The organism is Citricoccus zhacaiensis (assembly GCF_014645315.1).
Lineage (GTDB): Bacteria > Actinomycetota > Actinomycetes > Actinomycetales > Micrococcaceae > Citricoccus > Citricoccus zhacaiensis.
Genome location: NZ_BMLQ01000006.1, coordinates 167267 through 187134, shown reverse-complemented (window position 1 = coordinate 187134; position 19868 = coordinate 167267). Strand labels below are relative to the sequence as shown.

16 protein-coding genes are annotated in these 19868 nt (G+C 68.7%); 5 read left to right on the top strand and 11 right to left on the bottom strand.

What is annotated here, in order from left to right:
* Positions 1–36 precede the first annotated feature (36 nt).
* Positions 37–1008 (bottom strand): type I methionyl aminopeptidase, encoded by a 972-nt coding sequence (gene map, locus IEX49_RS11460; protein ID WP_188806281.1) that lies wholly within the window; start codon positions 1006–1008, stop codon positions 37–39.
* Positions 1009–1072: 64 nt separating this feature from the next.
* Between map and IEX49_RS11455 the strand changes: the two genes are divergently transcribed.
* Positions 1073–1243 (top strand): SPOR domain-containing protein, encoded by a 171-nt coding sequence (locus IEX49_RS11455; protein ID WP_188806280.1) that lies wholly within the window; start codon positions 1073–1075, stop codon positions 1241–1243.
* 10 nt (positions 1244–1253) lie between these two features.
* Here the strand turns inward: IEX49_RS11455 and panB are convergent, their stop codons facing one another.
* Complete coding sequence (gene panB, locus IEX49_RS11450) at positions 1254–2096, bottom strand: 3-methyl-2-oxobutanoate hydroxymethyltransferase (RefSeq protein ID WP_188806279.1); 843 nt, start codon at positions 2094–2096, stop codon at positions 1254–1256.
* Positions 2097–2190: 94 nt separating this feature from the next.
* Here panB and glnA (IEX49_RS11445) point away from each other — a divergent pair, with 94 nt between their 5' ends.
* Both glnA (IEX49_RS11445) and IEX49_RS11440 read left to right on the top strand, forming a co-directional pair.
* The gene (glnA, locus tag IEX49_RS11445) at positions 2191–3531 is read left to right on the top strand and encodes a type I glutamate--ammonia ligase (protein ID WP_188806278.1); all 1341 of its coding nucleotides are present in this window, start codon (positions 2191–2193) and stop codon (positions 3529–3531) included.
* Positions 3532–3537: 6 nt separating this feature from the next.
* Complete coding sequence (locus IEX49_RS11440) at positions 3538–6723, top strand: bifunctional [glutamine synthetase] adenylyltransferase/[glutamine synthetase]-adenylyl-L-tyrosine phosphorylase (protein ID WP_188806277.1); 3186 nt, start codon at positions 3538–3540, stop codon at positions 6721–6723.
* Here the strand turns inward: IEX49_RS11440 and IEX49_RS11435 are convergent.
* Together IEX49_RS11435 and glnA (IEX49_RS11430) are read right to left on the bottom strand one after the other, a co-directional pair.
* Positions 6720–7703 carry an LLM class flavin-dependent oxidoreductase gene (locus IEX49_RS11435; protein WP_188806276.1) on the bottom strand — a complete coding sequence of 328 codons (984 nt, stop codon included), beginning with the start codon at positions 7701–7703 and terminating at the stop codon, positions 6720–6722. The two genes, IEX49_RS11440 and IEX49_RS11435, sit on opposite strands and share 4 nt — an antisense overlap.
* Before the next feature lie 200 nt (positions 7704–7903).
* Complete coding sequence (gene glnA / locus IEX49_RS11430; RefSeq protein WP_188806275.1) at positions 7904–9328, bottom strand: type I glutamate--ammonia ligase; 1425 nt, start codon at positions 9326–9328, stop codon at positions 7904–7906.
* Positions 9329–9526: 198 nt separating this feature from the next.
* Here glnA (IEX49_RS11430) and IEX49_RS11425 point away from each other — a divergent pair, with 198 nt between their 5' ends.
* Complete coding sequence (locus IEX49_RS11425; protein ID WP_229672578.1) at positions 9527–10060, top strand: RDD family protein; 534 nt, start codon at positions 9527–9529, stop codon at positions 10058–10060.
* 54 nt (positions 10061–10114) lie between these two features.
* On the opposite strand, the gene IEX49_RS11420 is transcribed toward IEX49_RS11425, so the two are convergent.
* Genes IEX49_RS11420 through lipB form a run of 3 tightly spaced genes read right to left on the bottom strand, consistent with a single transcriptional unit; the run spans position 10115 to position 12705 of the window.
* Entirely contained in the window at positions 10115–10939 is an 825-nt protein-coding gene (locus IEX49_RS11420) for a DUF4191 domain-containing protein (protein WP_188806274.1), read from the bottom strand.
* A 12-nt stretch (positions 10940–10951) separates the two neighbouring features.
* Entirely contained in the window at positions 10952–11956 is a 1005-nt protein-coding gene (lipA, locus tag IEX49_RS11415; RefSeq protein WP_188806273.1) for a lipoyl synthase, read from the bottom strand.
* The gene (gene lipB / locus IEX49_RS11410) at positions 11953–12705 is read right to left on the bottom strand and encodes a lipoyl(octanoyl) transferase LipB (RefSeq protein ID WP_188806272.1); all 753 of its coding nucleotides are present in this window, start codon (positions 12703–12705) and stop codon (positions 11953–11955) included. Before lipB ends, lipA begins: the two co-directional genes overlap by 4 nt.
* A 111-nt stretch (positions 12706–12816) precedes the next feature.
* Here lipB and IEX49_RS11405 point away from each other — a divergent pair, with 111 nt between their 5' ends.
* The gene (locus IEX49_RS11405) at positions 12817–14340 is read left to right on the top strand and encodes a serine/threonine-protein kinase (protein WP_188806271.1); all 1524 of its coding nucleotides are present in this window, start codon (positions 12817–12819) and stop codon (positions 14338–14340) included.
* A gap of 100 nt (positions 14341–14440) precedes the next feature.
* Here IEX49_RS11405 and IEX49_RS11400 read toward each other — a convergent pair whose 3' ends face one another.
* From IEX49_RS11400 to IEX49_RS11385, 4 genes are all read right to left on the bottom strand, one after another.
* Positions 14441–14800, bottom strand: coding sequence for a hypothetical protein (locus IEX49_RS11400; RefSeq protein ID WP_159551317.1), 360 nt, complete (start codon positions 14798–14800; stop codon positions 14441–14443).
* A gap of 3 nt (positions 14801–14803) precedes the next feature.
* A complete protein-coding gene (gene sucB, locus IEX49_RS11395) occupies positions 14804–16666 on the bottom strand; it encodes a 2-oxoglutarate dehydrogenase, E2 component, dihydrolipoamide succinyltransferase (protein ID WP_188806270.1) in 1863 nt (620 codons plus the stop codon).
* Between the two features lie 103 nt (positions 16667–16769).
* A complete protein-coding gene (lpdA, locus tag IEX49_RS11390) occupies positions 16770–18149 on the bottom strand; it encodes a dihydrolipoyl dehydrogenase (RefSeq protein ID WP_188806269.1) in 1380 nt (459 codons plus the stop codon).
* Between the two features lie 122 nt (positions 18150–18271).
* Positions 18272–19846: a leucyl aminopeptidase gene (locus tag IEX49_RS11385; RefSeq protein WP_373286723.1), complete on the bottom strand. Its 1575-nt coding sequence runs from the start codon at positions 19844–19846 to the stop codon at positions 18272–18274.
* Between the last annotated feature and the right edge of the window lie 22 nt (positions 19847–19868).

The window sequence follows — 19868 nt, the reverse complement described above, 5'->3', positions numbered from 1 at the left end:
GCTCCAGGTGAGTTCAGGAATCGGGAGGTGGACCGGTCAAGGAAGCGTCAGGATGTCCGCGCCGTCGTCCGTGACCACGAGGGTGTGTTCGAACTGCGCGGTGCGCTGACGGTCCCGGGTGACCACGGTCCAGTCGTCGTCCCACATGTCCCAACGGATGGTGCCGAGGGTGATCATCGGCTCGATGGTGAAGACCATACCGGGGACCATCACGGTGTTGTGCGCGGGGGCGGCGTCGAAGTGGGGGATGACGAGCCCGGAGTGGAATTCGCGGCCCACTCCGTGGCCGATGAAGTCCCGGACCACCCCGTAGCCGTAACGCTTCGCATAGGACTCGATGGCGCGGCCGATGACATTGATCTCACGACCGGGCTTCACGGCCTTGATGCCGCGCATCATGGCCTCGTGGGTGCGCTCCACCAGCAGCCGGGACTCCTCGTCCACGGTGCCGACCAGGTAGGTCATGTTGTGGTCCCCGTGGTGCCCGTCCAGGTAGGCGGTGATGTCGAGGTTGATGATGTCCCCGTCCTCCAGCACGGTGTCATCCGGGATGCCGTGGCAGATCACCTCGTTCAGCGAGGTGCAGATGGCCTTCGGGAAGCCCTTGTAGCCGAGGCAAGACGGGTAGGCGCCGTGATCGCAGATGAACTCGTGCGCGATCCGGTCCAGTTCGGCCGTGGTGACGCCCGGGGCGATGTGCCGGGCGGCCTCCTCCATGGCCTGGGCGGCGATGCGGCCGGCAGCGCGGATCTTCGCGATCCCCTCGGCGTCGTAGACGTCCGAGCCGTTGCCCTCGTCCGCCGTGGTCCGGCCCACGTATTCCGGCCGCTGGATGTGCGCCGGTACGGGAAGGGCGGGCCCGACGACGCCCGGCGTCAGCGTGCCCACCGGCGCCTTGGAACCCGGTTCGCCCCGCACCGGGCCTTCTGGGACCGGACCGTTGTGGCTGGTCGGGGGAGCCGGGTCGGTCGAGGCGGGACGGGTGTTCGTCTGAGGGCTGTGGGACATGACTCGATCCTATCGCCGCCGAGGGCACCGGGCGGGCCGGCTGGAGCGCCGCTAGGGTGGGCCCATGAGCGAATACTGGTACAACGTCGTCACGAAGCAGGTCGAGGAAGGCCCGCAGTCAGACTGGTCGAAGCTGCTGGGGCCCTACCAGTCCCGCGCGGAGGCCGAGGGTGCGATCGCCCAGGTGCAGGCGAACAACGAGCGCTGGGATGACGCGGAGGACGAGGAGGACTAGGCCGGCTCGGTCAGGACTCGAAGCCGTGCTCGGCCGCCGGGAACGTGCCCTCGAGGACGTCCCGGCGGTAGTCGGTGACCGCACGTGAAACCACCGAGTGCAGGTCCGCGTACTGCTTCACGAAGCGCGGCATCCTGCCGGGCCGCAGGCCGAGCATGTCCTGCCACACCAAGACCTGGCCGGTGGTGGTGGGTCCGGCGCCGATGCCGACGGTGGGCACGCGCAGCGCCTCGTCCACCTGGCGGGCGATGTCCGAGGGGACCATCTCCATCAGCACGGCGAAGGCACCGGCATCCTGCAGCACCGTCGCCTCGCGCACCATCGCCTCGGCGGCGCCCTCGGTGCGGCCCTGCACCCGGTAGCCTCCCAGGACGTTCTCGGATTGTGGGGTGAAGCCGATGTGGGCCATGACGGGGACTCCGGCGTCCGTCATCATGCGCACGTTCTCGGCGTAGCGGACGCCGCCCTCCATCTTCACGGCGTGGACTCCGGCCTCCTTGACGAGCCGGATGGCGCTCTCCGTCGCCTGCTGGGGGGACAGCTCGTAGGAGCCGAAGGGCAGGTCGCACAGCACCATGGCGTGCCGGGTGCCGCGGACCACGGATCCGGCGTAGACGATCATCTCGTCGAGCGTGATCGGCAGGGTGGTCGCATGGCCCATCATGGTGTTGGCCGCCGAGTCACCCACCAGGATCGTCTCGATGCCGGCGTCGTCGAAGACCTGGGCCATCTGGAAGTCGTACGCCGTGAGCATCGCGAAGCGCCGGCCCTCATCCTTGGCCTTCTGGAGGTGCACGGTGCGGTAGCGGGCGGGAGTCGGTGCGGCGTAGGGCGCGGTTTCTTTCTCAGCCATGGCCGCAGTCTAGCGGCCCGTCATCCGGCGCTGACCGGGCCCGGCACACTACAGTGGGACCATTCGCACGATCCGACAGGAGGCCGCCAGAGACATGGATCGCCAACAGGAGTTTGTCCTCAGGACCATAGAGGACCGGGACGTGCGCTTCGTGCGACTGTGGTTCACCGACGTGACCGGCACCCTGAAATCGGTCGCGTTGGCACCGGCCGAGGTCGAGGGGGCCTTCGCCGAGGGACTGGGCTTCGACGGGTCCTCGATCGACGGGTACACCCGCATCTTCGAGTCGGACATGCTGCTGCAGCCGGACCCTTCGACCTTCCAGATCCTGCCGTGGCGCGGTGAGGACGAGCCCACCTCGCGGATGTTCTGCGACGTGCTCACCCCGGACGGCGAGCCCTCCGCCGCCGATCCCCGCCAGGTGCTGCGCCGTCAGCTGTCCCGCGCCGCGGACATGGGATTCACGTTCTACACGCACCCCGAGATCGAGTTCTACCTCCTCCAGTCCAAGGACCCCGGACCGGACGGCCAGCCCGTCCCGGTGGATCAGGCCGGGTACTTCGACCACGAGCCCGGCGGCGTCGCCACGGACTTCCGCCGCCATGCGGTCAACATGCTCGAGGCGATCGGCATCTCGGTGGAGTTCAGCCACCACGAGTCGGGCCCCGGCCAGAACGAGATCGACCTGCGCTACGCGGATGCGCTGCAGACGGCCGACAACATCATGACCTTCCGCACCGTGATCAAGGAGGTCGCCCAGCTCCAGGGCAACTACGCGACCTTCATGCCGAAGCCGTTCGGCCAGCACGCCGGGTCCGGGATGCACACCCACTTCTCCCTGTTCGAGGGCGATTCGAATGCCTTCTTCGAACCCAGTGCGGAATTCCACCTCTCCACCACGGGGCGCCGGTTCATCGCCGGGCTGCTGCACCACAGCATGGAGATCACGGCCATCACCAACCAGTTCGTGAACTCGTACAAGCGCCTCTGGGGCGGCGGGGAGGCCCCGTCCTATGTGTCCTGGGGGCACAACAACCGTTCCGCCCTGGTCCGCGTCCCCCTCTACAAGCCGGACAAGGCCGGCTCGGCCCGCGTCGAGTACCGCGGCATCGATGCCTCCGCCAACCCGTACCTGACCTACGCTGTCCTCCTGGCCGCCGGCCTGAAGGGCATCGAGGAAGAGTACGAGCTGCCGGAGGCCGCCGCTGAGGACATCAGTGCGCTCACCTCCACGGAACGCCGGGCCCTGGGCCACCATTCGCTGCCCGGCACCCTGCATGACGCCCTGCGGATCATGGAGGACTCCGAGTTCGTGGCCGAGGTGCTGGGGGAGACGGTCTTCGAGAACTTCCTGCGGAACAAGCGCCAGGAGTGGGACGAGTACCGGGTCGAGGTCACGCCGTACGAACTGCAGCGCAACCTCGGCATCCTCTGATCCAGCATGGTCGCCCCGGCATCGGAGAACAGCGGGCCCGGACGGAAGTCCCTGGTCAGTGCCGGCTTCTCCGACTGGACCCGCGCCCGGGAATTGCTGGCCTCCCCGGAACTGGAAACCCTGGATCAGCAGACGATCGTCCGTATCCTCGCGGACGCACCGGACCCGGACCAGGCCCTGATCCTGTTCATCCGCCTGCTGGAGCGGGCCCCGGTCCTGGCAACGGTGCTGGAGGACCCGGCGCGCTCCCGGGCGGTGGCACGACTGCTGGGCGCCTCCGAGGCGCTGGGGGAGTTCCTCATCCGCCGGCCGGACCACATCGATCTGCTCGTGGATCCGGCGGACGCAGCCCGCACCGCTCCCGTGCTGGAACCCGAGGGTCTCGCGGCGGACACGGCCCCCTTGCGGACCCTGCTCCTGGAGGCGGTCGGGGCGGACGCCACCGCGGCCCGTCCGGTGGCCACGCTCCGGGGCAAGGAGGCGGCCGCGGCCCTGCGGATCGCCTATCGCCGGCAGCTCACGGCCCTGGCCATCCAGGACCTGACCAGTCGGGATCCGCGGGCTGCGCAGCCGGCGGTCTCCGCGTGGTTGGCCGACCTGGCCGGCGCCGCGATCGAGGCCGGCCTGGCCGCCTCCCGGGCGGACGCCGTCGAGCAATTCGGCCAGGACGCCGACCGGGTGGACCTGGCCGTCATCGGGATGGGCAAGTGCGGCGCCCGGGAACTGAACTACATTTCGGACGTGGACGTCATCTTCGTTCACGCCTCGAGCCTGGAGGACGACCATCATGCGGCGGCCATCGCCACGGCCCTGGCCTCCGGGATCTCGAAGTACACCACGGCGGCGGCCCCCGAACAGGGCCTGTGGGAGATCGACGCGAACCTGCGCCCCGAGGGCAAGGACGGGGTGCTGTCCCGCACGGTGGAATCCCATGGGGAGTACTACCGCCGCTGGGCGCACACCTGGGAGTTCCAGGCCCTGCTCAAGGCCCGGCCCATCGCCGGCGACCCGGGCCTGGGCCGGGACTACATCGACGCGATCTGGCCGCTGGTCTGGACCAGTTCGGAGCGGGACGGCTTCGTCTCCTCCGTCCAGCAGATGCGGCGCCGTGTCCTCGACAACATCGCCCACCAGAACCGGGACCGGGAGATCAAGCTGGGCGCCGGCGGTCTGCGGGACGTGGAGTTCACCGTCCAGCTGCTCCAGCTCGTCCACGGCAAGACCGAGGATTCCGTCCGGGTCCGGAACACCCTGGACGCCATCGACGCCTTGGAGAACAGCTCCTACATCGGGCGCTCCGACGCGGAGTCCTTCGCCGGCGCCTACCGGTACCTGAGGCTGCTCGAGCACCGGATCCAACTGGTCCACCTGCGCCGGACGCACCTCATGCCGGACAAGCCGCACGCCCTGTGGGTCCTGGCCCGGGCGGCCAAGGGCCCCGGTGAACCCGGTCCCTCGGATGCCGCGGCCCTGACCTCACTGTGGAAGCGGACCCGCAAGGGGGTGCGCTCCCTGCATGAGAAGATCTTCTACCGGCCGCTGCTGTCCACCACGGCGGCGCTGTCCGCCGATGAGGCCAAGCTGACCCCGGAGGCGGTGCGCCAGCGCCTCGCCGCCCTGGGCTACCAGGATCCCGCCGGCGCGGTGAAGCACATCGAGGCCCTCAGCACCGGGGTGTCCCGCCGCGCGGCGCTGCAGCGCCAGCTTCTGCCGGTGATGCTCGGCTGGTTGGCCAACGGTCCCAATCCCGACGGCGGTCTGCTGGGATTCCGCCGGCTCTCGGAATCGCTGGGCTCCTCCCCGTGGTTCCTGGGCATGCTGCGGGACTCCTCGGCGGCCGCCGAACGGCTGTGCCAGATCCTCTCGCTCTCCTCCTACATCTCGGACATGCTGGAGCACCTGCCAGAGGCCGCCGCCTGGCTGGGACGGGACCGCGAGCTGGTTCCCATGCCGTTTGAGACGCAGTGGCAGGAGATCCAGGCCAAGATGTCCCGGCACCCCGATCCGGACGAGGCGATCCGCCAGATCCGGCTCATCCGACAGCGGGAGATCCTGCGGACCGCGATCGCCGATGCCTCCGGGCTGCTGGATCAGGGCACCGTGGGCCGTGCCCTCTCCGACGCCGACCGCGCGGCCGTGCTGGGGGCGCTGCATGTTGCCGAGAACTCCCTCTTCGGCCACCCCGACCAACGAACGGGACTCCCGGGCGGTCCGGTGGGTACCGGGACCGTCTCGAACGGGTCGAACAGCACGGGCACCTCCACCGGGGACGGGACCAACACGGCGAAGAGCCCGGCCACGGTCCGGAACGTCGAACTCACGGATCTGCTGGTGGTGGCCATGGGGCGCCAGGGTGGCCGGGAGATCGCCTACGGCTCCGACCTGGACGTCCTGTTCGTCCACCGGCCCCATGACGGTGCGGACCCGGAAGCGGCCCAACGCCAGGCCGTGGAGCTGTCCAAGCTCGTCATGTCCCTGCTGACCCGGCCGTGCAGGCCGCCGGTGCTGGGCGAGCGACCGCTGGTGATGGATGCGGACCTGCGGCCGGAGGGCAAGAAGGGACCGTTGGCCCGGTCCCTGGACTCCTTCCGCGAGTACTACCGCCGCTGGGCCGAGATCTGGGAGGTGCAGGCCCTGCTGAAGGCTCGGCCGGTGGCCGGCAGTGCCGAGCTGGCCGAGGAGTTCACCACCTGGGCGGACTCCGTGCGCTACGCCGGGGACCCCGGACCGGCGGCCCTCCGCGAGATCCGCCGGATCAAGGCGCGGGTGGAGGCCGAGCGGCTGCCGCGGGGGGCAGACCCGGCACGGCATCTCAAGCTCGGCCGCGGGGGACTGTCCGACGTGGAGTGGCTGGTGCAGACGCTCCAGCTGCAACACGCGGCAGACCATCCCGCCCTGCGCACCACCGGAACTATTCCAGCGCTGGAAGCCCTCGTCCGGGAGAGGATCCTCCCGGCGGAGGACGGAGAGGTGCTGGACCGGGCCTGGCACCTGGCCACCCGGGTGCGAGCGGGAAACATCGTGTGGTCCGGCAAGTCCTCAGACGTGCTCCCGGTCAAGCGCCAGGACCTCGAGGCGATCGCCCGGTGGTGCGGATGCGAACTGGGCCAGGCCGCCGAACTCGAGGAGGACTACCTCCGGTCCACCCGCCAGGCCCGGCAGGTCTTCGAGAAGCACTTCTACGGTTCCTAGCGTCCGATGACGTGCTCGCCCAACAACTCGAGGGTGCGGTGCCGGGCCGCCAGGTCCGGGGCGGCATTGGTGATGATCAGTTCATCGGCCTGGACGCGCTGACGGAACTCATCCAGGTAGGCCTTGACGGTCTCGATGGTGCCCACCGCGGTGTACTTCATCATGGAGAGCACCTGCTCGCCCCCGGCGGAGTGCAGGAGCATGGTGACCTCGTCCTCGCCCAGGTCACGGCCACGGCCGAGCATCTGCCGGATGCGGTGACGGTGGGCGATCTCCAGCTGGGCATGCGCCTCGGCCTCGGTGTCCGCCGCGATGACGTTGAGCGCCGCGATGAAGTGCGGTGCGGGGACGCTCTCGGACGGCTCGAATCGCTCGCGGTAGATCGTCGCCGCATGTTCCAGCATCTGCGGGGCGAAGTGGGAGGCGAAGGAGTAGCCCAGTCCCAGCGCCGCCGCGAGCTGTGCACCGTACTGCGAGGATCCCAGGATGTAGAGCGGGACATTGGTCCCGTGCCCCGGGAAGGCGTCCACGCCGGGGATGAGGGACTCTCCCCGCAGATAGCCCTGCAGCTCCTTGATGTCCCGCGGGAAGGTGTCAGCGGCTGAGGGATCGCGGCGCAGGGCCGTCATGGTGCGCTGGTCCGTGCCCGGGGCGCGCCCCAGCCCGAGGTCGATCCGGCCGGGGTGGATCTCCGCCAGGGTGCCGAACTGCTCGGCGATCACCAGGGGGGAGTGGTTGGGCAACATGATGCCGCCCGAGCCCAGCCGGATCCTCTTGGTGTGGGCCGCCACATGCGCCAGGAGCACCGAGGTGGCGGAGGAGGCGATGGAGGGGAAGTTGTGGTGCTCGGCGAACCAGATCCGGTGGAAGCCCTGCTCCTCGGCCTTCTGCGCCAACTCGACACTGGCGGCCACGGCCTCTGCGACGGGCTGTCCGGGGAGGACGGTGGACAGGTCAAGGATGGACAGCGGATAGCTCACAGGGCACCTTTCACGGGGGTTCTTCCTCCAGGCACAGCCGTGCGGGGTGCGGTTCTATTCCCGTCGTCCGGCGCAGGCCTGCACAGACCGTTACCAACGACGGCGGCGCCTTCGGTGACCATACAAGGTCACCGAAGGCGCCGCCGTCGTCGAATGCCGTCAGTCAGTCGCGTGGTCTCCGGCCTCGGGGCCGGGACCGGTCACACGCCGTAGTAGAGCTCGAACTCGTACGGGTTCGGGCGGATGGACAGCGGGAGGATCTCGTTCTCGCGCTTGTACTCGACCCAGGCCTGGATGAGGTCCTCGGTGAAGACGTCACCGGCCAGCAGGAACTCGTGGTCCTCCTCGAGCGCGCGCAGGGCCTCTTCCAGGGACGCGGGAGCCTTCTGGATGGTGGCGGCCTCCTCGGGGGGCAGCTCATAGAGGTCCTTGTCGATCGGCTCGGCCGGCTCGATCCGGTTGCGGATGCCGTCCAGGCCGGCCATCAGCTGCGCGGCGAAGGCCAGGTAGGGGTTGCCGGACGGGTCCGGGGCGCGGAACTCCAGGCGCTTGGCCTTGGGGTTGGAGCCGGTGATCGGGATGCGGATGGCGGCGGAGCGGTTGCCCTGCGAGTAGACCATGTTGATCGGGGCCTCGAAGCCCTTCACCAGGCGGCGGTAGGAGTTCACCGTGGGATTGGTGAAGGCCAGGATCGCCGAGGCGTGCTTGAGCAGCCCGCCGATGTACCAGCGGGCGGTGTCCGAGAGATTGGCGTAGCCCTTCTCGTCGTAGAACAGCGGTTCGCCGGCATTCCACAGTGACTGGTGGCAGTGCATGCCGGAGCCGTTGTCACCGAAGACCGGCTTCGGCATGAAGGTGGCGGTCTTGCCGAAGGCGTCTGCGGTGTTCTTCACCACATACTTGAACTTCATCAGGTCATCGGCGGCGTGCGTCAGCGTGTTGAACTTGTAGTTGATCTCCGCCTGGCCCGCGGCGCCGACCTCGTGGTGGGAGCGTTCGACCTCGAGGCCGACCTCGTCCAGGGCCACACAGATCGCATCTCGCAGGTCGGCCTGCTTGTCCACGGGGGAGACCGGGAAGTAGCCGCCCTTGACCGGGGTCTTGTGACCGAGGTTGCCGCCCTCCTCCTGACGGCCGGAGTTCCACCAGGCCTCGTCCGAGTCGACGGAGTAGAAGCTGTGGTTCGGCGTGGACTGGTAGCGGACGTCCTCGAAGATGAAGAACTCGGCCTCGGAGGCGAAGTTGGCGGTGTCCGCGATGCCGGTGGAGGCCAGGTACTCCTCGGCCTTCTGGGCGACGCCGCGGGGATCGCGGTGGTAGGGCTCGCCCGTCCGCGGGTTGACGATCGAGAAACTCATCACGAGCGTCTTTTCCACGCGGAAGGGATCGAGGTACGCAGTGGCCACGTCCGGGATCAACTGCATGTCCGATTCGGCGATGCCCTGGAAACCGCGGATCGAGGAACCGTCAAACAGCTGGCCATTCACGAAGAAGTCCTCGTCCACCGCCTTCGCAGGGAGGTTGAAGTGCTGTTGGACGCCTGGCAGATCGGTGAAACGGACGTCCACGAATACGACGTCTTCATCCTGGATGAACTGCAGGACTTCCTGGGCGGTGGTGAACATCTGGTGTGCTCCTCGAGGTTCGGCTAGTGCCTCCACCTTATCGGGATGCCGTGACCCGTTCGTGTCGGAGGTGTTTCCGGCGTGTAACGCGGAGTCCGTCCGCGCCTCTGCGGAGCGCCCGGATGACAGGGCTCCAGGTGAGGCTTCTGGTGGGTCCACGGGGACGCCGATGCGCTCACGGATCGGTAGAGTGGGGCCGTGGCACGAACCCCCCAGACACCCCCTCCCTCCGGCGACGACCCGGCGGCTGGCCTCCGGCGACGCGACTCCGGACGGCATCCTGACGAACCCCTGGTGACCCGGCGGGACATGGCCGGCTGGGTGGGCGGCACAGTACGCCCGAATGCCCAGGGCCGCTGGCCCGGTGAGCGGCTGGGCCTGGCCCAGGACGGGCCCACGTCGATGGCCGGATGGGGCCGGCGCATCCTGGCCCTTCTCATCGACTGGTTCATCGCCATGATCATCTCCAGCGTGTGGTTTGAGGGGAATCCGCTGGTGACGCACGGAATCTTCGCCCTGATGCACGTGCTGTTGCTGAGTCTGTTCGGCACCACGGTCGGCAAGCGCGTGGCGCGGATCCAGGTGGTCCGCCTCGGTGGCGCCATGGTCAAGCCGTTGCGAGTGGTCCTGCGCACCGTGCTGCTGTGCCTCGTGGTGCCGCCGGCTCTGATCGACCCTGACGGGCGCGGACTCCACGATCGGCTGGCCGGCACCGTGGAGATCCGGATGTAGTCATCTGCCGCCGCGGACCTCGCTCGCAGCCGACCTCTCAGTGGCGAGTTCCGGTTACCGGCCCCGCATGGCCTTGCGATCCGGGCGGGCGCGGTAGGGATCGATCCCCTTCGGGATCGGCATCTTGGCGGAGCCCAGGGAGTTCAGTCGCTTGTCGACAGCCTGGACCTCCTGCTTGGTCAGCGTCTTCTTCATCCGCTTGAGCGTCTTGGCCAGATCGTGCAGCTCCACTTGGTCCGCGCCGTGCCCGGTGGCGAGCACCTGGATCGGGACGTTCGGCAGGAAGCGCTGCATGTTCTTGCGTTCCTTCTCCACCAGCGGGCGGACGCGGGTGGTCGGCCCCTCGGTGATGAGGACGACGCCGGGCCGGCCCACGGCACGGAAGACCGCATCCTGGGTCTTCGGGCTGACGGCCACCGGCTGCTCCGGGACGATCCAGCCGCGGCGCAGGGTCGACAGGGCGGCACCGGCCGCTCCGGGGCGCCCGTCGATCCGGGCGAAGGCCGCACGCTCGGCCATCCGGTTCATGATGATCACGGCGGCCAGCAGGCCGAACGGGATGGCGATGAGCAGCCAGGTGATCCAGTTGTTCAGCAGCAGACCGACGACCAGGCCGACGACCAGGGCGCCGACGAAGGCGAGTGCCATCCACAGCACGACCTTGGGGTCGTGCGCCCGGGTCATGGAGAAGACCTCGCGGAGCTGCTTGAAGACGCCCGGCTTCTTCGTGGCCTTCTTGCGTGCCTTCGTCTCGGCCTTGTTCCCCTTGGCCCGGATCTTCTCCTGTTGGCGACGTTCCTTCTGGGCGGCCTTGACCGCCCTCAGGCTTTCGCGGGTCGACTGGGAGGAGGATGCTGCGGAATCAGTGCTCTTGGCCATAGTGGCCCCAGTCTACCGGCCCGCGAGCAGCGACGCTGCCTCCTGGCGCGTCGAACCCGACTCCTCGATGTGGGACAGGTTCGAGGGCATCTCACGGCCCAGCTTGCGCATGGCCGTGGCGTACAGGCGGCCGGCGCGGTAGGACGAGCGGACCAGGGGGCCGGCCATGACGCCGGCGAATCCGATCTCCTCCGCCCGTTCTGACCAGTGCACGAACTCCTCGGGCTTGACCCACCGGTCGATCGGATGGTGCAGCTTCGAGGGGCGGACGTACTGGGTCACCGTGATGATGTCGCAGCCGGCCTCGTGCAGGTCCACGAGGGCCTGATCGATCTCCTGGTCCTCCTCGCCCATGCCCAGGATCAGGTTGGACTTGGTGACGAGGCCATCGGCCTTGGCCATGGACAGCACACGCAGGGACTTCTCATAGGTGAAGGCCGGACGGATGGCCTTGAAGATCCGGGGCACGGTCTCGAGGTTGTGGGCGAAGACCTCCGGACGGGCGTCGAAGACCACCTGGACGAGATCCGGGTCGGCTCCGAAATCCGGGGGAAGGATCTCGATGCCGGTGTTCGGGTTCAGCTCGTGGACCTTGCGGATGGTCTCCGCGTACAGCCAGGCGGCACCGTCCTTCTGATCGTCCCGGGCCACGCCGGTGACGGTGGTGTAGCGCAGGTTCATCTCGCGGATGTTCTCAGCCACGCGGCGCGGCTCATCCAGGTCCAGGGCCTCGGGCTTGCCGGTGGCGATGTCGCAGAAGCCACAGCGGCGGGTGCAGGTGTCGCCACCGATCAGGAACGTCGCCTCACGATCCTCCCAGCATTCGAAGATGTTGGGGCAGCCGGCCTCTTCACATACCGTGTGCAGTCCGGAGGACTTCACCTTGTTCTTGAGGTCGATGTACTCGGGACCGATCTCGACCTTGGCCTTGATCCAGTCCGGCTTGCGTTCCACGGGGACCTCGGCGTTGCGTGCCTCCACGCGCAGGAGGCGGCGGCCGTCGGGGGATGCGCTCACTGAGGTGTTCCTTCCACAAGGGTTTTCGTCGTTGCGGTGCCGTCCGCGGTTCCGGCCGGCAGGTCCTGGGGCACCGGGGCGATGCGGCCCGGTGCCAGCGCGGCAAAGTGCTCCTGGACCGTTGCCAGCACGTCCGCCGGGGTGATGGTCCGTCCGGTCTCGGCCGAGATGGTGGTGGAGCCGGCATCGGAGATGCCACACGCGATGATGTGCTCGTAGGGCTCCAGGGAGTTGCTGCAGTTCAGGGCGAACCCATGCATGGACACTCCATGGTTGACCCGGAGGCCGACGGCGGCGACCTTGCGATCCGGCCGGGGTCGGCCGTCCCCGTCGGTACCGCCGAGGATCCATACGCCGGAGCGGCCGTCGACCCGTTCACCCGTCAGGCCAAGGTCGGCCAGGGTGCGGATGATGGCCTCCTCGAGGAACCAGACATAGTCCTTGACGGCGGCCGGGTCTTCCAGTCGCACCACCGGATAGCAGACCAGCTGCCCCGGGCCGTGCCAGGTCAGCTTGCCGCCGCGGTCCACGTTCACCACCGGTGAGCCGTCGTCCGGGAGATCCTGGGGCTCGGTTCGCTTGCCTGCGGTGTAGACGGCGGTGTGTTCCAGAAACAGGACGGAGCCACCCGAGGAACCGGCGACCACCTCGGCGTGCAGCTGCTGCTGGAGATCCCACGCCGAGAGGTAGTCGACGGTGTCCGGGGAGAGTCCCAGGACACGGAACGGAGGCATGGTCGTCACGGGCATGCCCCCACTCTAGCCCCGGCCCCGCAGGCTGTGGATAACCCCTGCAGAGGTGACGGGGGGCCGGCAGGATGGATGACGCAGGATGACGCGTGCTGACCGGAAGGAGACCCGATGGAATCGTCGACACCGTGGCCTCAGGTGCCCGGTTGGGAGGTCCGGCGTGAACTGGGACGTGGAGGCAACTCCACCGTCTGGCTGGTGGCCGACGGTCAGGGGTCTGAAGCGGCCTTGAAGATCCCGGACCACCGGGTCGAGGCGGCGGCCGACCTGCTGGACATCGAGATGAAGGCCGTGGGCGAGCTGCATCATGACCACGTGGTGCGTCCCCTGGGCGTGGTGTCCACGGACCGTGGTCCGGGCCTGCTCAGTGAATATCATCCCGGCGGCTCACTGGGAGCCCTGGTCCGGGCGGCCGGGCCGCTGCCCCTGGGACAGGTCGTCACCGTGCTGGTGCCGGTCGCCCAGGCACTGCAGGTTCTCCACGAGCACGGTGTCGTCCACGGTGACGTGTCACCGGGAAACATCCTCTTCACGGTCATCGGCAGGCCGGCCGTCTCCGACCTGGGCTCCTCGCGGCTCCTGGGTGGTCCCGGCCGCCGCCTGGGGACGCCGGGATTCTCCGCCCCTGAACTCGACCGTGAGGACGTCCCCGGGCGCCCGGGCGGAGACAACCCCGGGCTGAATCCCGCGGCCGACGTGTACTCGCTGGCCGCCGTGGGGTGGTTCGCACTCACTGGACGCGCTCCGGCCCCCACCTCATCCCGGCCTCCTCTGCCCCTGATCGTCCCGGACATCCCCCTGGACGTGGTCGAACTCCTGGAGGCCGGCCTGGAGGAGGACTCCGCTCGTCGCCCCACCGCCGAGCGGTTCGCGATGGCCTGCTACCGATGGGCCACCCCGGTCCCCGTGGACCTGTACCCCGCGGCCAGCCCGGACGTCGCGATGGAGCTACCCACCCGCCGTCGGGAGACCGGGGGAGACGGCGGACGCAGAGCTCGTCAACGGCGCGGTCAGCGGGGACGACGCGACCAGATCGGACGACGCCGGCCGTTGGTCCCGCGTGGCTGGATGCTGGGCGGGGGAGTGGCCGCCGGACTCGTCGTGGCGGTGACGGCCGGCCTGTACCTGGCTGCCCCCGAGCCGGCCGCGGTGCCGGACCAGTCGGCCCGGGCCAGCTTCGCCGCACCTGTGCCGTCCGGCGCCGCGGTGGATCCGTCCGGTTCCCCGGAGCCGGAAGCGACGACCGGACTCGGCATGGAACACGTCTCCGATGCGGCGGAGGCCCTGGGGAAAGCCCGCACTGAAGCGCTCACGTCCCTGGACCGGAAGCACGTGGCGGTGTACAGCCTGCCGGACTCACCCGCCTTCGCAGAGGATGTCGGTCTGCAGAATCAGTTGGAGGCGCAAGGCCTGCGCTTCGAGAGTTTGCGCCTGGAGACCACCGTTACCGGCGCGATCGAACAGGTCGATGCCTCGACGGCCACCGTCCCGGTCGAGCTGACCATCAGTCCCTATCGCACGGTGACGTCCAGCGGGGACACCGTGGCAGAGTCCCCCACGCCTACCGTGGAACGATTCACCGTCCACTTGCAGCGAACCACAGCCGGCTGGAGGGTGACCGAGGTCCGTCCCTGACCCGCCGAAGACCTCCAGCTGAGGGGAAAGCCTTCCGGAAGACGGAGACGGCGGCCGACCGGAGAACCGGTCGGCCGCCGTCAGCGGTGCGTGGCGTGGGTCAGGAGTAGTCCTGCCACAGCACGGCGATCAGGATGTTGATCAACCCGAGGCCGCCCGTGGCGTGGGCCAGGCCGGTCGGGACCGGCTCGCCCTTGTTCTCCTTGCGCCGGCCCAGCAGGGCCGTGATGAAGACCCCCAGGCCGACGACCAGCTTGACGCCGATCTTGGCGTGGTTCACCGGTCCGTCACCCATCTCAGCCAGCCCGGCCAGCAACAGGCCGGAGACGATCATGCCCCAGGAGCCCCACCACTGCGACTTGGTGACGGTCGGGTTCTTGAAGTGGGCCAGCCACCCGCCGACGATCGCGGCGGCGGAGACGATGTGGATGGCGACGAACAGAGCGGTCACGACCTCCACGGGCTACAGCCCCAGCTCGTGGGCGAACTCTCCCGCCTCAAGGCGGGCCTTGACAGTCTGCAGGAAGCGACCGGCATCGGCACCGTCCACGAGGCGGTGGTCGTACGTCAGGCTCAGGTACATCATGTGCCGGATGGAGATGGTGTCGTTGCCATCCGGATCGGTGATGACCATGGGCCGCTTGACGATGGTGCCCACGCCCAGGATCGCCACGTTGGGCTGGTTGATGATCGGGGTGTCGAACAGGGCCCCCACCGAACCGAAGTTGGTGATGGAGAAGGTCCCGCCGCTGAGCTCGTCCGGGGAGATCTTGTTGTTCCGGGTCCGATCGGCCAGATCGGCGATCTTGCCGGCGATCCCGGACAGGTTCAGCGAGCCGGTGTCCTTGATCACGGGGACGAACAAGCCCTTGTCCGTGTCCACGGCGATCGCGATGTCCTCGGAGTCGTGGTACGTGATCTCCGAGGTCTCCACGTTGAATTCGGCGTTGAGCTTCGGGTGCTGCTTCAGCGCCTCGGCCGTGGCCTGGGTGATGAAGGGCAGGTAGGTGAGCTTCACGCCGTTCTTCTGCTGGAAACCGACCTTGGCCTTGCCGCGCAGGGCGACGATGCGGGTCATGTCGATCTCGTGGACCTGCGTCAGCTGGGCCGAGACGTCCAGCGACTCCCGCATGCGCTTGGCGATGGTCTGGCGGATGCGCGGGGCCTTCTCGGTGGTGCCGCGCTTGGCCGGATCCACGGTGCTGGCGGCAGCCGGAGCCGAGGCTGCTGCGGACGGGGCTGGCTGGGCGGCCGGGGCCGGCGCGGAGCCGGCCTGCTTGGCCTTGGCTGCCTCTGCGGCCACCAGGACATCCTGTTTCCGGATGCGGCCACCGACGCCGGTGCCCACCACGGTGGACAGGTCCACATCGTTCTGCTGGGCGAGACGGCGCACGAGCGGCGTGACATAGCCCTCGCCCGGGGCCGATGCCTGGGCGGAGGGTGCCGGCGCGGAGGCGGGAGCGGACGGTGCCGGCTTCTCCTGCTTCTGCTCAGAGCTCGGGGCCGGAGCAGACTCGGACTGCTCTGCCTGGTCCGCACTCTGGTCCGCACCCGTGTCCTCGGACTTCTCCTCAGACTGGGCATCGGACTTCTCTTCCGACGTCTCGGTCTTCTCCTCGGCGGACTCCGCCGGCTTGTCCTCGGCGGCAGAGCCGCCGCCGGAACCGGAACCGATGAGGGCCAGGACGGCGCCGACCTCGACCGTCTCGTCCTCCTGGACCTTGATCTCCTGCAGCTTGCCGGCCACGGGGGAGGGGATCTCGGTGTCTACCTTGTCGGTGGAGACCTCCAGCAGGGGCTCGTCGACCTCGACGTCGTCGCCGATCTCCTTCAGCCAGCGGGTGACGGTGCCCTCGGTGACGGACTCGCCCAGAGCGGGCAGGGTGACCTCGGTCGATTCGCCGGAGCCCTGTTCCTCGGCGTCCTCGGCGGCGACCTGCTCGGAGGAGAGCTCCTGTCCCTCGGTGCTGCTGTCGCCGGCCTCGTCGTTGGCCGGGGCCTCGGCGGGTTCCTCTGCGTCGTCCTGAGCCGGTTCTTCTGCGTCGGCCTCAGCGGCAGCCGGGGCGTCGTCGGACGAGCCGCCGCCGGAGCCGGAGCCGATGCGTGCCAGCGGGGCGTCGACCTCCACGGTCTCGTCCTCCTGGACCAGGATCTCCTCGAGAATGCCGGCCACGGGGGACGGGATCTCGGTGTCCACCTTGTCGGTGGAGACTTCCACCAAGGGCTCGTCGACGGCGACCTCGTCGCCGACCTCCTTCAGCCAGCGGGTGACGGTGCCTTCGGTGACGGATTCACCAAGGGCCGGCAGGTTCACGGTTTCAGACATGTCGTCCCGTTTCTCCTCAAGTGCGTGCCGGCTGCCCGCCGGCGTGACGATGATTGGTGGCCGACCCCTGGCGGAGCCGGCCGATTGCTGTTCTTCGGTGCTGTCAGCCGTGCAGCGGGTGGCCGTTCAGGGCCATCGCGGCTTCGCCGAGGGATTCGTTCTGGGTCGGGTGTGCGTGGACGAAGGCGGCCACGTCCTCCGGGTAGGCCTCCCAGTTGACGATCAGCTGGGATTCACCGATCTGCTCGCTGATGCGCTTGCCGATGCCGTGGACGCCGACGATCGGCCCGTTCTTCTGGCGGACCATCTTGATGATGCCCCCGGTGCCGAGGATGGACGACTTGCCGTTGCCGGCCAGGTTGTAGGTGGTGGTCTCCACGTTGGACTCGCCGAACTTCTCCTGGGCCTTGGACTCCGAGTAGCCCACGGACATGATCTCCGGTTCGGTGAAGGTCACCTTGGGGATGTTCACGTCCTCGACGATGATCGGGTTGTTGCCGGCGATCTCCTCGGCCACGAAGTGGCCCTGCTGGTAGCCACGGTGTGCCAACTGGACGCCGGGGACGATGTCGCCGATGGCGTAGATGTTGCCCACCCCGGTGTGCAGGCGCTCATTGGTGATGACGAAGCCCCGGTCCAGGGGGATGCCCTGCTCCTCGTAGCCCAGGCCCTGGGTGACCGGGCCGCGGCCCACGGCGACGAGGCAGACCTCGGCGGTGAACTCCTTGCCGTCGGCCAGGGTGACCTTCACGCCGTCGCCGGTCTCCTCGACCTTCTCGAAGAAGGTGCCGAGGTTGGACTTGATGCCCTTCTTCTTGAATTCGCGCTCCAGGACCTTGATGATCTCCGGATCCTCGTTCGGGACGAGGTGGTCCAGGCCCTCGATGATGGTGACGTCCACGCCGAACGAGTTCCAGGCGGACGCGAACTCGGACCCGATGACGCCGCCCCCGAGGATGATGGCGGACTTCGGGGTGTAGTCGAGCTCCAGGGCCTCCGTGGAGGTCATGATCTTGCCGCCGATGGGCAGGCCGAAGGTCTTGGCCTCGGAACCGGAGGCCAGGATGATGTTCTTCCCGGTGTAGCGGGTCCCACCGACCTCGATCTGGTTCTGGGAGACGAGCTTGCCCTCACCCTCGATGACCTGGACCTTGCGCATCTTCAGCAGCCCGGTGAGGCCCTTGTACTTGCCGGCGACGATCCCGTCCTTATAGGACTTCACTCCGGCCATGTCCACGGAGTCGAGAGTCGTGTGGACGCCGTACTTGGCGGAGTTGCGGGCATCGTCGGCCAGCTCGGCGGCATGCAGGTACGCCTTCGTGGGGATGCAGCCCCAATGCAGGCAGGTGCCACCCAGCTTGGCCTTCTCGATCAGTCCCACGGTCATCCCGTATTGGACGGACCGCAGCGCGGCGGCATAGCCGGCGGAGCCACCGCCGAGGATGAGTACGTCGAATTCCTGGGCGGTTGCCTCTTCGGCCACGATGGTGCTCCTCACAATCAGGTGCCAGGGTCTCCGGCACCCTTCGGGGTTGGGTGTTGATCCCGTCGGGATCGTCGCTGTGATGCCTGGGTTTTACCTTAGCCGCACGGGACCACTGCCTTCTACTTCCCGCGCGGCCGCTCGGCACGTCGTTCGAGATAGGCCACCAGGGTCCGGACCATGACGCCGGTGGCGTCCTTGGGTGTGTAGCCGTAGGCGCCCGAGTCATTGAAGGACGGGCCGGCGATGTCCAGGTGGGCCCAGGGAGTGGGTTCGGCCCGGGCGGCCTCGGAGGCGCGGCCGGCGTCGACGAACTCTCGCAGGAAGGCGGCCGCCGTCATCATGCCGCCGAACCGGTCGCCCACATTGGACAGGTCCGCCACCGTGGAGTCCAGCGAGGCCCGCTGGTCCTCCGGGATCGGCATGGGCCAGGCGGTCTCCCCGCTGGCGTCGGCCGCGGCCACGAGTTCGGTGCGCAGGTCCTCCGTGCCCATCACCCCGGTGGTCCGGTTGCCGAGGGCGATCATCTGCGCGCCGGTGAGGGTCGCGATGTCGATCACGGCGTCCGGCGTCTCATCGGTCGCGGCAACGAGCCCGTCGGCCATCACCAGGCGGCCCTCGGCGTCGGTGTTCATGACCTCGACGGTCTTGCCGCCGTACATCGTGATGACGTCGGAGGGGCGCTGGGCGGTGGCGGAGGGCATGTTCTCGGCCATGCACAGCCAACCGGTGACCTTGACGGGCAGTTCGAGTTCGGCCGCGGCGGCGACCACGGACGCCACGGTCGCCGCACCGGCCATGTCCGACTTCATCGTGGTCATGGACGTCGGCGGCTTCAGGGACAGGCCGCCGGAATCGAAGGTGATGCCCTTGCCGACAAAGGCGATGTGGGGGGCGTTCCGGCCGGCCGCTGCCGGCGTGTACTCGAGCTTGACCAGCCGCGGGGGCCGTGTGGAGCCCTTGCCGACGTTGAGGATGCCGCCGAACCCGTCCTTCTCCAGCTTCTTCTCGTCCCACACCGTGACCTTGATCGGCAGCGTCCGCACGGCCTCGGTCACCTCCTCGGCGAAGGACGCCGGGAACAGGTGGGACGGGGGCGTGTTGACCAGATCCCGGGTCGCACGGACCGCCCGGGCCACGACGGCGGCGCGCTGCAGCACCGGCCCGGTCACCTTGGGCTTCAGCGAGGTCACGACGGCGGCGCGCTCCACCGGGTTCTTCCCCTTCGCCCGGGCGTCGGCCGAGCGGAAGGCGGTGAACGAGTAGGCGGCGAGGGCGGCCCCCTCGGCGACCGCACCCAGCAACTCGGGGGTCTCGGCCGGCAGGCCCAGGGCCACGGACGGGGTGCCCGAGAGTCGGCGGACAGCCGCCCCGGAGGCTCGGCGCAGGGCCTCGGTGGACACCCCCGCACCCGGCTCGCCGGTGATCCGGCCGACGCCGGTCAGCACCAGCAGGGGGAACGGCAGGGGGTCCAGCCCCGGGATCCGTACGACCTCGTCGGCGGCGCCCGTGACGCCGAGTGCCTCGAGCGAATCCGCCAGGGCGCGCGCGCCGGCGTCGGGAAGCGGGTTCGGCAACAGCACCGGCCCGTCATCGGTGGAGCAGACGCCGACGACCAGGGCCGAGGCGGCATTCTTGCTGTTCTGTGACAGCTTGGGTCCGATGGCGGTCAGGACAGGACTGAAATCGTTGATCACGTGGGTGGTTCCCCTCGATGGC

Coding starts and splice junctions, on each gene's coding strand:
- glnA (WP_188806278.1), top strand. CDS start 2,191: ATGGATCGCCAACAGGAGTTTGTCCTCAGGACCATAGAGGACCGGGAC.
- IEX49_RS11455 (WP_188806280.1), top strand. CDS start 1,073: ATGAGCGAATACTGGTACAACGTCGTCACGAAGCAGGTCGAGGAAGGC.
- map (WP_188806281.1), bottom strand. CDS start 1,008: ATGTCCCACAGCCCTCAGACGAACACCCGTCCCGCCTCGACCGACCCG.
- glnA (WP_188806275.1), bottom strand. CDS start 9,328: ATGTTCACCACCGCCCAGGAAGTCCTGCAGTTCATCCAGGATGAAGAC.
- sucB (WP_188806270.1), bottom strand. CDS start 16,666: ATGTCTGAAACCGTGAACCTGCCGGCCCTTGGTGAATCCGTCACCGAA.
- IEX49_RS11440 (WP_188806277.1), top strand. CDS start 3,538: ATGGTCGCCCCGGCATCGGAGAACAGCGGGCCCGGACGGAAGTCCCTG.
- lipB (WP_188806272.1), bottom strand. CDS start 12,705: ATGCCCGTGACGACCATGCCTCCGTTCCGTGTCCTGGGACTCTCCCCG.
- IEX49_RS11420 (WP_188806274.1), bottom strand. CDS start 10,939: ATGGCCAAGAGCACTGATTCCGCAGCATCCTCCTCCCAGTCGACCCGC.
- panB (WP_188806279.1), bottom strand. CDS start 2,096: ATGGCTGAGAAAGAAACCGCGCCCTACGCCGCACCGACTCCCGCCCGC.
- IEX49_RS11405 (WP_188806271.1), top strand. CDS start 12,817: ATGGAATCGTCGACACCGTGGCCTCAGGTGCCCGGTTGGGAGGTCCGG.